The following is a 12,181-nucleotide window of genomic DNA, read 5'->3' on the forward strand; positions in this document are numbered from 1 at the left end:
ATCCCCTAGATTAATGGTTTTTTGTGGGAACCTAAGGATAAACAAAAGTTGCTTAAGGCTTAGAGTATCTAAGTGAGGAAGAGACCATAAAGGAGCTGCCGTCATCCCGGCTCCAATTAAAGCATACCTACCACAAGGACTAAAGGCTAGTGATGTTATATAACCCATACTATCTTCAAGTTTTAATATAGTAGTGCCAGTAGCTATATCCCATAAGCGAGCAGTTTTATCACAAGATCCAGTTAAAGCATATTTGCCACAAGGACTCAATGCTACTGATTCTATATTAGCAGTGTGGCCTTTAAGCTCTTGTATAGTATCACCTGTAGCTACATCCCATAAGCGAGCAGTTTTATCACAAGATCCAGTTAAAGCATATTTACCACAAGAGCTAAATGTTACTGAATTTACAGCAGCGATATGACCTTTAAGCTCTTTTATAGTAATACCAGTAGTTAAATCCCATAAACGAGCAGCATAATCCTCTGATCCAGTTAAAGTATACTTACCACAAGGACTCAATGCTACTGATTTTATCCAACCAGTAGGCCCTTTAAGCACTTGCATAGTATCACCTGTAGCTAGGTCCCATAAACGAGCAGCTTTATGCCAAGATCCAGTTAAAACGTACTTACCACAAGGGCTAAATGCTACTGATATTATCCAACCAGTAGGGCCTTTAAGCACTTTTATAGTAGTACCAGTAGCTAAATTCCATAAGCGAGCAGTTATGTCAGATGAACCAGTTAAGGCATACTTACCACAAGGGCTAAATACTACTGAATTTACCCAATCGGTATGGCCTTTAAGCTCCTGTATAGTAGCACCAGTAGCTATATCCCATAAACGAGCAGTTTTATCATCTGATCCAGTTAAAGCATACTTACCACAAGGGCTCAATGCTACTGAATTTACAGCCCCAGCATGGCCTTTAAGCTTTTTAAATGAAGCAGGTAGAGCTTTATATAAAGCATCTTTATATTTCACTAATACTTTGTCTTTAAGTCTTTGTTGCACCTCTTCAGGGATACTAGAGATAACAGCAGAAAGCTCTTTTTGTGATGTTTGAGAAAGTAATGCTTCTATAGTTTTATCAGCTGCTCGATCTTGCAAAGAAGTTAAGGAGCTGTAACTGTTTGAAAGAGTTAAAAGAAGGAAGATAAAAACAATTGATTTATGAAAGTTAGTCATGAGAAATGTCCCTAATAAAGTTAAGATTTAGTAATGGTTTTTATAAAAGGTTACTGAATAGTACAATAACTTTTTTTAGTTTCCGGCTCCGATAAACCTTTTATAAACTTAGCTGTAAACTCTTTGTTATTAAAAAGGCCAACAGCAAACGGATAAAGGCCTACTTTATTAGGTTTTATCAACCCCTTATTCTTACCTTCAACCTCAAGTAAATACGCTAACACTTTCTTGCTTGGACATATACTACCATTTTCTATATGACCTCTAAATGCATAGTGCCATAGATTATCACCTGCTTTATCAATGGTATATACTGTGTTAAACCCTTTTTTTACTAAAGCTTTAACAGTATCAATATCGTCGTTTGCAGTTGCACAAAAAAGCTGTTTACGTCTAAAATCTATATAAGCCTTAACTAAGGGATTAATCGTATAGTCTTTAGTTGGTAATATTCCATAAGGATCTAGTGTTGATGACAATGAGTTCAGTAAACTTTGTGTATCTTTATCCCCTAGATTAATGGTTTTTTGTGGGAACCTAAGGATAAACAAAAGTTGCTTAAGGCTTAGAGTATCTAAGTGAGGAAGAGACCATAAAGGAGCTGCCGTCATCCCGGCTCCTATTAAAGCATACTTGCCACAAGGACTAAAGGCTAGTGATGTTATATAACCCATACTATCTTCAAGTTTTAATATAGTAGTGCCAGTAACTAAATCCCATAATCGAGCAGTATTATCATAGGAGCCTGTTAAAGCAAAATTGCCACAAGGACTAAATGCTACTGAACGCACTTGAACAGTATGACCTTTAAGTTCTCTTATAGTAATACCAGTAGTTAAATCCCATAAACGAGCAGTATTATCATGTGATCCAGTTAGAGCATACTTGCCGCAAGGACTAAATGCTACTGAATAAACACGATGACTATGGCCTTTAAGCTCTTTTATAGTAGTACCAGTAGCTAAATCCCATAAGCGTGCACTGTTATCAAGAGATCCAGTTAAGACATACTTACCACAAGGGCTAAATGACACTGAGTTGACCCAACTATTATGAACTTTAAATTCTTGTATGGTGGTGCCACTAGCTAAATCCCATAAACATGCAGTTTCATCACCGGACCCAGTTAAAGCAAAATTGCCACAAGGACTGAATGCCACTGAGCATATCTCACGACTATGGCCTTTAAGCCTTTTTATAATAGTGCCAGTAGCTAAATTCCATAAGCAGGCAGTTTTATCCCGTGACCCAGTTAAAGCACGATTGCCACAAGGGCTAAATGCTACTGATTCTATATCATTAGTATGTCCTTTAAACTCTTTTATAATAGTAATAGTAGTTAAATTCCATAAGCGAACAACTCCATCAACAGACCCAGTTAAAGCACGCTTACCACAAGGACTAAATGCTACTGATACTATATCATTAGCATGGCCTTCAATTTTAAGCTTTTTAGGCTGAATAGCTAGAGCTTTATTTAAAATATCCTTATATTTTTCTAGTAGTTTACCTTTAAGTTTTTGTTGTACCTCTTGAGGTATGCTAGAGATAACAGCAGACACCTCTTCTTGAGATGTTTGAGAAAGTAATGCTTCTATAGTTTTATCAGCTGCTAAGTCTTGCAAAGAAGTTAAAGAGCTGTAACTGTTTGAAAGGGTTAAAAGAAGGGTGATAAAAATAATTGATTTAGGGAAATGGATCATGAGCAGGCTCTCTTTTCAATTTATTATTTAGGCATAGTTTTATAATTAATTTTATATATATAATGCAAAATGTCAAATTAAACGTATGTTTAATAGAGTATATTCCTGATAGCGAGAGCCAATCCATCTAGTTTTAGCTTCTACGAATTCTAATACAGCCACCCTTTACCCAGCGCCAATTATTTTTTACTTGTAAATATAATACTATCTGTTACTATTATACTATTAATAATTACATAAAATCACAAGGATGCTCTATGATTACCATAACCAATAAAATCTTTATTTTCGCCTTACTACTCTGTATTGCAAGCCCTTACCAGTCTTACGCTATGGACAGCCTAGGTGAAAAACAACTACTTTCTCATGAGCTAGACGAAAGCCCTTCTTGTTGCAATAAAAGATTTTAATCTTAAAAACGCAAAAAGAGCACTTAAAAATGGAGCTGATGTTAATTTTTGTTATCAAGTCTCTCACACTAACTTTGCTCAAACTGACTGGACACCTTTAATGAAAGCTGTAGCAGAGCTCTGTTACTCTATAGTGAGCAGTCAATGTAGACTTAATGGCGTTATGGTGTATGGCTCAAGGGCTATTAAAGCAGAATATAAAGAAAAAATTTCAAATCTTTATACCATTATTGAAACTCTTGTTAATGCACCAGAAATAAACAAAGAATATTGCAGTTCCAAAGGGATAAGTGCTGCATCAATTTGCAGACAAGCGCTAAAACTCTTATCTTTAGAAACGTTAATACCACCTTACAAAACCCGTACACCTGAAAAAGACTATGTACAATTATTGCAGCATCTTGCTAACACATTATCATCATCTAACGGCTCTGGTCAATTGCAAGAGGAACTCGATAGTACTGCTTTCTATGATCAAAATAGAGATTCAGAAGACATTTCAGATTCAGAGCATTTTCATCATGCTACAACAGTAAACAAAGATCAAAAACTACCGATAGTATTTAGCCCTAATTATGATATCTCAGCATACGGAATTGAAAGATTTCACCCTTTTGATGCAAAAAAGTATGGTAAAATTTGGAACTTATTAACTCAAACTATACAGTTAAACACTGATGCTATTTACACTCCTACTTCAGTGTCTGATGAGGATTTAGCTCTTGTTCATACACCTCAATACATTTCATCGCTTAAAAGTTCTACTACATTAGGTATTTTAGCAGATATGGATAGTCTTGGATGGCTACCAAACCGATTTGTAGAAAAAATATTACTTGACCCTGTTAAGCTTGCAACTGGAGGCACTATTTTAGCTTCACAATTAGCACTTAAGCATGGCTGGGCAATTAATATATCAGGTGGTTATCATCATGCAAAGTCACAAGAACTTGTACGAGGATTTTGTATTATAAATGATATTTGTATTGCTGCTAAAAAAGTACAAGCGCTCCATTCTGATGATTTTCGCATTATGATTGTTGATCTTGATGCTCATCAAGGTAATGGACATGAAGAGCTGGTTAAAAATGACAGGAATATAGCTGTTTTTGATATGTATAACAAAGATACATGGCCAGCAGATTACCCATGTCAAGAAAGAATAAACTTTGACTATCCTTTACAAGCAAAAACTCAAGATAACAACTATATGCAGTTGTTAATTCAGGAGCTTCCAAAAGCAATAGAACAGGTAAAACCGCATTTAATTATTTATAACGCAGGCACTGATATCTACGAGAAAGATCCTCTTGGTATGCTTTCTATTACACGTCAGGGAATAATTAAAAGAGATGAGTTTGTCTTTAGAACAGCACTAAACGGCTCTATTCCAATCGTTATGGTACTTTCAGGTGGTTACCATGCTGATAGCTACTCAATTATTGCAGAATCTATTGAGAACCTGTGGCGCAAACTTTTAGTTCATACATACGAGCAACAATAACAAACACAATTATAAAGAGCTCTCTAACACTAGAGAGCTCTTTAGTTTACTTTAACTAACATCCGTATAACATTTTAATTTTAAGCTTCGATTTCTTTAAAGCTTACTGCTTAGCTTAGCTGTATCTTTGGTTCTATTACTAACACCAACTAGAGGATGTATAAGTATTTACACGCCTCATCCACCCAACTAAAAAAGCAAGACGTCTATAATCAGGAGCTGAATGTTCAATAATGGTATATATTTAATAAGAAATTCTTTCGATATGTTGCTACCAAAAAGATCAATACCTTCTAGCAAAAAACTTGCTGACATTTTTAAAGGACGATGGAACACTATGCTTACCCAACCAACTTTAGGCAAGTATATCTTATTGTCTTTTACTTTAACACGTTGAGGGTACGCAATAGACTGGTAAGTATGCTTATTTTTAAATTGAGGGAAACGAGCTCTTTAGCTAAAGCTGTAATGCTTGGCTATCAGCTTCTTTAAGCCTAGGATACTCTGTTTTTAGAAGAACAAGACGTTTAACAAGGTCATATTTTGAGATATGCTTTTTGTCTGCAGCATAGAGCTCTTTTCTGTAACATAAAGCGTTATTATAAACAAAACGAATACACCCAAATTGCTGAGCTAAGCACTCTTGCTGCTTTTTGTTTGGATATATTCTAAACTTATATGCTTTGTTCATAGTACTGTAGTTTGATCTTTAATCTAATGACTTTATAGTATTTATTCTACCACATTTTGATGTTTTTGTACATCTTAAAAAAAAGAAAATTTAATTTAATACTCGGGTTTATCACCCACCTAAAGGAAGGTGTCTTACCGAGTAAACTTTGATAATATCCCGCAAAATCATTCAATAAGTGGTTGGCAAAATTGGGTTCTTTGATTAAGCTTAATCAAACGGTAGAAATGTAAAAAGGGTGTAATACTTATGAAGAGTGTAATAAGTTCATTTAATACAAACTTGTTTTTATGAGGACAACTATGAAGAATTATATATTTCTCTTTGCATCCTTATGTGCAGCTTATCCTGTTTATGCAGGCAAAAATGCGAGAGCAGCTTTCTTGCGACAGATGGCTGCATATGAAGCAATGGGTAAAGCTAATGGAGAGATTAAACATGATGTCAATTGCCCCCGTACTGGTCGTGGCTGCCCTCAATGCAACTTAACAGAGTGGCGAGAACAAGGTCAATCAGACAAAAAATAGCATTATTTTGGGTGATACGCGTACATTAAGAAGTGGGGTTTAATCTCTTTTAATTACCCAGATGTCTATAGTAAAAGATGGGCTTAGAAAAAACTAAGCCCATCTTTTACTATATGAGTTAAATTTCTGGAACATTAAAAATTAGCTATTATCTTGTAAGAATTTATGCCCAATTTTTACCCATATTCTAAAGCGACCATGTACAAAAGTTTGACGGCCATAATAACCTGGCAATTTGTGCCATTGTACGCCCGTTTTCACTACACACACAACACCACTTAAAACTATTTTTGGGGCTTTTAATGGTCTTCACACTTTAGATTTTTTTTCTGGAATAATATTTATGATTTCATTCCACATATTTTCTGATATCCTAAACAAAAAAGATGCTCTATTTATTTAATTTTCGGATAAACTCTAATATTGTAATTAACCCCTGAAAGATTTTAAGCATGCTTAATAATATTTGCATTACAGCTAAAATAAATCCTGATCTTGATGGTGTAGCCTGTGCTTTCGGCTATGCAGACTTATTAAGTAAGCAGCACATAAAAGCCGAGCCCTGTGTCTTTGGCATACCCCAATCTGAGGTCCAATATTTTATAAAAGAACAGAATATTTTAATAAACATTTCTGATGATAATAATATTTTTTCGCAATGGGATAAATTTATTCTTGTTGATGCTTCATCCATGAAGGGTATGCCCCATGTCGTTAAATCTGAATTGGTGGAAGAAGTAATTGATCATAGAGTAAGTGAACCTGAAAAAGAATTTCCTAATGCCAAAATACAAAATGAATTAGTTGGAGCAGCAGCTACGCTTATTGTAGAACGTTTTATGAAAGCAAATATCTTGCCAGAATATAAAAGTGCACAATTATTGTATGGAGCTATTTTTCATAATACTTTAAATTTTATTACCGCTAATTCAACCGAGCGAGATAAAAAAGCTACACAGTTTTTAGAGCTCAACTTTGGACTATCTCGATCATTAATACAAAGCATGTTTGATTACGCTTCAAAAGAGATCATTGATAATTTGCATGATGCAATAATCAATGATGCAAAACAGTTTAAAGGTTTTAATTTTTATCAATTGGTTATGTCAAATGTGGAATATAAAAAACTAGAAAAAACTATATCGAAAATAATAGTTCAAGAAGACACGAAATATCCATGTCAATGGTCTATTTTGAATGTAGTAGATGTTAATAAAAAGGTATCTTATTTATATGTTCCATCCCAGATAGGTCAAACAATAGTCTCACAGAATCTTGAATGTAAATTTATTGATTCGTGGGCAAATATACCTGCAGCGTTAAGAAAAGAGATTATGCCAAAAATTGATCTCTAAAGCTCTTTTTACCTGTATATTACAAGAAAAATCAAGTACATAAAAACAAAGGCTTCTCGGTTATAAAAAGCTTTAGCCTGAACCTTGTTCATGATTACGCTAAAAACTCAACCGAATCTAAATAAGCTCGTGATGTTTTCAAAATAAATTCCATTCTTTTTTCAGGGACATCAAATGGCACTTCTACAATATGATATCCCATGTCTATATAAAACTTTTTAAGATACGAATGTAATTCTAGCGATTTTTCCGGGCTACAAAGGTGGTGTTTGTTATACAGATGAATTGGCAATGATCAAGAAAAAAAATAATAGCGTACATATCTTTTTTAGCAACATCGGTTATATAGTGCGGCATTTTAATATTATAATAGTTTCCAAAAGCAACGACATCAATTGTGCTTCTATCTAGAAATGCAAATTTATTTTTATCCAATGAATTTTCAAGTGCTAGTTGTTTCTCCATTAATTTCATTCTAAATGCTAGTGAATTTGAAGCAAACCAAAACTCTTCTAAACAATTATTTTGCTTTGCTTCATCAAATAAAAGAGTCAATACTTCAGGAATTGTTTGGTACCCTTGCTTTTTCAATAAATTAATTACCGTAGTCTTCCCACATCTGCTCCGCCAGTTAATACAAATCGGCAACAAGCATCCAACGCATTACAAAGAGATAAAGATAGAAAAATAATACTAGCATTTTTAATCATACTATTATCCTTTAAATCTAAAAAACCGTTTAATTAAATGCTAGATTATAGCAATTGACAAGCATGATGCTACCTACTTGAGGTGTTAGGAACAACGAATTTAAAATTAGCATAAGATTAAGCACAATTCAAACAATATATTCATCATTTGGTATTCGACAGTTTACCCATGACAACTATGAAAACAAAATTCGTAGCTGATTGTTTATATATTATGGTGCTGACTTGAATGGTTATATGATCGCAGGCAGAGGTTAGCTATGTAATACATACTCGACGCACTTTTTCTAACATTAGCTCAAAGCATGTATTACATCAGCGACTCTAACAATTTTACAAGCTCTGCTCATTGGATTTCAACTCAAAGTACAAAGCATTACACGTTGTATTCAATCAAGACAAATTTTACAAACCATCATCAATAATGTCAGAGCTTTTCGAGTAAATGCTGACGTACCTGCTCATATGCTGCATCAGGATCAAATGTCAAAATATGACGTGGCAATAATGGGGCTATATCTTCGCGAAATTCTTTATTTTTTAGTTTTGCTTCCATATTACTCAAAAATGACTCTTGAGAAATAGCACGCTGTTCATATCGCATATATTCTAGAAAACAGCGTATTATTTCATCCTTATTCAAACCATCAATCGTAGTAAGCGCGGTATAAAGATCATACAAATCACGGCCCTTCCGACGCTGATAGAGTGCACGCAACTTTGTACCCAATAATTCTTCAATACGATATGATCGCACTAGAGCAGTACCAGAATGCCATGATGAGGTACTCACAAATTCATAATCTTGAAATCCAAGAATAGAAAAATGCTCACGCGTATTAATTTCAAGCTTTAATCGCAAAACCAAACCCTCTTCACTTGTCGTTTTATAGGTAAGAGTTGCGCCTGCTTTGGTACCATCATATGTTGGTTTACCAAGTAAGGGATCCATTATTTCTCTAATAATGGTGAGCGTGGGTCCAATAGGACCTGTCGTTATTTGAACGAGATCAATATCTTCTGAATACCGTGATGCTGGCTTAAAAATAAGCTTGTTTAATGCTGTGCCACCACGAAAGGCCAAGGTTTCTTTAAGAATGGGATGGGTGTATAGTTTAAGTAGCATTGTCGTTAAAAGCAAATCTTGCTCTACTTGTTGTAAGTTGCCCCAAGGCACATTTTCTGTCCATTCTAAAATATAGTTTCTTGGTATCATGCTACCTCCAACGAATCATTGATAATAATTTTCCAACGACTACTTCTTGGGCCTTCTTTGATGTGATAATCAGGCCGAAGTGAAACGTACTCAATTTTGCGTTCTAGTAAACGGTTCTCAATAATTTGTGCTAATCCATGCAGTGCCATAATTTCAAGAATATATCCTAAACGCTGAAGTGCTGATTCATTAGACTCAATTTTTATTATCTGGTCGAACAAAACAAAGTCGCATTCTTCTGCAAGAACTTTTATAACAACAGCCGCATTACTTAAATACCCTGCAACTTTATAAAACTTCACTAAATCAACAATAGTTTGCTCTTTGGTAGAAACATTTACATAGCCTGTTGCTACTTTCATGCTAGTCTTTGCTGCAAGAGAACAATGCTTAGATACATGAAATTCTATACTACTACGTTCTAAGGTTATACTCTTCATCATTTTATCGGTAATTACTTGTAAGACCATAGGCTGTTGCTCAGTTGCCCCATAAAAAGCTGCTGCGCTTAAAAGGCCTATATAATATTCACGCTCAAGATACTGCATTAAAGGTCCGACAATCCAATTGGGCGGCAGAGAACCAAGATGGTAATATTCAGGCGAAATGATCATATAAAAATCGCCTAAGAGCCTTTTTATAGCCTTCTTTTTCGAAAGCCTATAGGCCTGATAGCGGAACTTGTTTTGATCAAGCCCCAACGCGGATATCGCTTCTTGCTTCAAGAAGAAAAATTTGCCACGAGCAAGAAGGGTTAAAATATAGTCATTTAAGGATTTCATATTCTAATTGTTGCATTTTTCGCATCATTTTGTAAACAAAATCCTTAAACTATTTATACAATATTAATGGATATATGCATCCTGCCGCGCATAACAGCATTTTTTACGTTTTTTATAGAAAATCAGCGTTTTTTAGAAAAATTGCCCCTAGCAGGACCACACAATTTTTATCGTGGTGGAAATTTATCGGTATATGATTCAGAAGTAAAACAATCTCTTGAACAACTAAAGAGAATAATTGATAGCGATAAAATAGTTGATCTTTGGGGCGCTGCTATACAAACTTACTGGAATAAAAAGCCAGTATGGCTTCATGGTGATTTGAGTGCTGGTAACATTATTTTAAGAAATAACACCTTAGTAGCCATAATTGATTTTGGATGCATGGCCATTGGAGACCCAGCTTGTGATTTAGTCATAGCTTGGAATTTTTTAGATAAAAAAAGCAGAGAGCTTTTTAAAGCACATTTAAATTTAGATTCAGACACATGGCTTAGAGCTAAAGGTTGGGCTTTATGGAAAGCGCTTATTACCCTTGCTTCACTAAAAGATAAATCAAGTCCTGAAGCTATTAGACAAAAATTAGTTATTGAAATAATTTTACATGAACAATAGCTTTTACCAAGAAAAAGGTTGCCCAACAGTTATTATTCCCAATCATAAGGAATTATCAAAAGTCTTAGAGCACGCTTTAATTAAACTCTTAGAAGCTCAGAAGTGAAAGCACTGCAAAATATTTACTGGATCTATCAACCCGAGCACATGAATTATTTGTAAGTTCGGAAGTAGAGGAAAAACGGCAATTAGTGAAATTGGTACTTTCGAACTTGAGACTAAGTCGCCGAAACCTGCTCTACGACGCTGTTAAACCGTTTGATATGATACTGAAAATTAACGGTGAACAAATATGGTGCGCCCGGTAGGACTCGAACCCACAACCTACAGATCCGAAGTCTGACGCTCTATCCATTGAGCTACGGGCGCGCACGAGTTTTTATTTACTTATAAGTATACTTACCTTCAAGAAAAAAGCTAGATAGAAAAGCTTTTACTGTTTATAGCAAAACTACTAAAGCATTTCTTTTAGCTATCTATTTAATTGAGCAGCTTAATAATCTATACTTATACTTAGTAGAAGTTAAATTAATATATTTATTATTCAGGAACTAAGCATGAAATTACTCTACCTAAGTCTCTTACTAGCAGCCACAGTACATGTGTATGCTTATAATGAGCAAGATTATCAAGCTGCAAAAGATGGCATTAAACAATTAAGCAACGCAGACTTATCCAATGCAAACCTAGTTGGAATAGATTTAAGCAATACAGATTTATCGAATGCTAATCTTTCGCATGCTCAACTGGCATTTAGCAATTTACAAGAATCTGATTTAACTCAAGCACAGTTAGTAGGGGCTGATTTAACGAATGCTCAACTATCTCACGCAACTTTACATACAACTGACTTATCTAATGCTTGTTTAACAAATGCTTGCTTACAAAATACTAATGCTACTAATGCTAACTTTACTAATTGCACTGGTGTTTTACTTGACTTAAAAAATGCGCATATAGAAAATGCACGCTTTATAGGTGCGCGCTTAATAAAATCCCATTTTAATGGAGCTCAAGCAACCTCTGCTTATTTTACTCATGCAGATTTAACGGGAGCTAATTTTATGGGCACTATACTAGAGCATGCTAATTTTGACAAAGCTATCTTGGTAGATATAAAAACTACAGATACTCGTTTACTGGAATTTTTTAATCCCTGTATATTACCAGCAGAGCCACCTATAAGCCAAGCAGCTCTAGAAGCAGCAGCTGCCACACCTAAAGAAGAACTAGATCAAGATCAATTAGCCCAACAAGTTAGTGCTAAAGAAAAAGCATACACTTATCAAGATGGCCTGGGTAAATCGTACATATTTAATTTAAAAAATAGAGCATTTGAACAAATAGCCTCGTTTATGAATAGTCCTAGCAAGTTAAGAGAGAGATTAAGCAACTTACTATCAAGCTCGGACTCTAATAGCAACTCAAATTCAAATGGTGGTGGAGACAGGTTACGTAGAACTTATTCTCGTTTGCC

General features: G+C 34.8%; 13 protein-coding genes and 1 tRNA gene. 6 read left to right on the forward strand and 8 right to left on the reverse strand.

From position 1 onward, the window contains the following. On the reverse strand, window positions 1-1,191 hold a 1,191-nt coding region (locus H0X48_06290), incomplete at its 3' end, for a WD40 repeat domain-containing protein (protein ID MBA3954902.1). A 50-nt stretch (window positions 1,192-1,241) separates the two neighbouring features. Beyond that, window positions 1,242-2,894 (reverse strand): WD40 repeat domain-containing protein, encoded by a 1,653-nt coding sequence (locus H0X48_06295; GenBank protein ID MBA3954903.1) that lies wholly within the window; start codon window positions 2,892-2,894, stop codon window positions 1,242-1,244. A 257-nt stretch (window positions 2,895-3,151) separates the two neighbouring features. Between H0X48_06295 and H0X48_06300 the strand changes: the two genes are divergently transcribed. After that, window positions 3,152-3,304: a hypothetical protein gene (locus tag H0X48_06300; protein ID MBA3954904.1), complete on the forward strand. Its 153-nt coding sequence runs from the start codon at window positions 3,152-3,154 to the stop codon at window positions 3,302-3,304. A 100-nt stretch (window positions 3,305-3,404) separates the two neighbouring features. After that, on the forward strand, window positions 3,405-4,808 hold the full coding sequence (locus tag H0X48_06305) for a histone deacetylase (protein MBA3954905.1): 1,404 nt from the start codon (window positions 3,405-3,407) through the stop codon (window positions 4,806-4,808). Between the two features lie 457 nt (window positions 4,809-5,265). Here H0X48_06305 and H0X48_06310 read toward each other — a convergent pair whose 3' ends face one another. Continuing rightward, the gene (locus H0X48_06310; GenBank protein ID MBA3954906.1) at window positions 5,266-5,499 is read right to left on the reverse strand and encodes a helix-turn-helix domain-containing protein; all 234 of its coding nucleotides are present in this window, start codon (window positions 5,497-5,499) and stop codon (window positions 5,266-5,268) included. Between the two features lie 302 nt (window positions 5,500-5,801). On the opposite strand from H0X48_06310, the gene H0X48_06315 reads away from it, so the two are divergent. Then, on the forward strand, window positions 5,802-6,026 hold the full coding sequence (locus tag H0X48_06315; GenBank protein ID MBA3954907.1) for a hypothetical protein: 225 nt from the start codon (window positions 5,802-5,804) through the stop codon (window positions 6,024-6,026). A gap of 141 nt (window positions 6,027-6,167) precedes the next feature. On the opposite strand, the gene H0X48_06320 is transcribed toward H0X48_06315, so the two are convergent. Continuing rightward, window positions 6,168-6,296 carry a hypothetical protein gene (locus tag H0X48_06320; protein ID MBA3954908.1) on the reverse strand — a complete coding sequence of 43 codons (129 nt, stop codon included), beginning with the start codon at window positions 6,294-6,296 and terminating at the stop codon, window positions 6,168-6,170. A gap of 182 nt (window positions 6,297-6,478) precedes the next feature. On the opposite strand from H0X48_06320, the gene H0X48_06325 reads away from it, so the two are divergent. After that, complete coding sequence (locus H0X48_06325) at window positions 6,479-7,381, forward strand: DHH family phosphoesterase (GenBank protein ID MBA3954909.1); 903 nt, start codon at window positions 6,479-6,481, stop codon at window positions 7,379-7,381. 237 nt (window positions 7,382-7,618) lie between these two features. Here H0X48_06325 and H0X48_06330 read toward each other — a convergent pair whose 3' ends face one another. The 3 genes from H0X48_06330 to H0X48_06340 form a co-directional block, all read right to left on the reverse strand. Then, entirely contained in the window at window positions 7,619-8,029 is a 411-nt protein-coding gene (locus H0X48_06330; protein MBA3954910.1) for an ATP-binding protein, read from the reverse strand. A gap of 489 nt (window positions 8,030-8,518) precedes the next feature. Then, complete coding sequence (locus H0X48_06335) at window positions 8,519-9,307, reverse strand: nucleotidyl transferase AbiEii/AbiGii toxin family protein (protein ID MBA3954911.1); 789 nt, start codon at window positions 9,305-9,307, stop codon at window positions 8,519-8,521. After that, window positions 9,304-10,089, reverse strand: coding sequence for a hypothetical protein (locus H0X48_06340; GenBank protein MBA3954912.1), 786 nt, complete (start codon window positions 10,087-10,089; stop codon window positions 9,304-9,306). The genes H0X48_06335 and H0X48_06340 overlap by 4 nt, the downstream gene beginning before the upstream one ends. Window positions 10,090-10,155: 66 nt before the next feature. On the opposite strand from H0X48_06340, the gene H0X48_06345 reads away from it, so the two are divergent. After that, window positions 10,156-10,704, forward strand: a complete 549-nt coding sequence (locus H0X48_06345) for a phosphotransferase (GenBank protein MBA3954913.1) — start codon at window positions 10,156-10,158, stop codon at window positions 10,702-10,704. 293 nt (window positions 10,705-10,997) lie between these two features. On the opposite strand, the gene H0X48_06350 is transcribed toward H0X48_06345, so the two are convergent. Then, window positions 10,998-11,073 (reverse strand) — tRNA-Arg (locus tag H0X48_06350). Between the two features lie 188 nt (window positions 11,074-11,261). Between H0X48_06350 and H0X48_06355 the strand changes: the two genes are divergently transcribed. Further along, window positions 11,262-12,181, forward strand: a 920-nt coding sequence (locus tag H0X48_06355) for a pentapeptide repeat-containing protein (protein MBA3954914.1), incomplete at its 3' end; no start/stop codon positions are given.

The sequence above is a fragment of the Candidatus Dependentiae bacterium genome (assembly GCA_013821315.1).
GTDB lineage: Bacteria > Babelota > Babeliae > Babelales > Babelaceae > JACDHA01.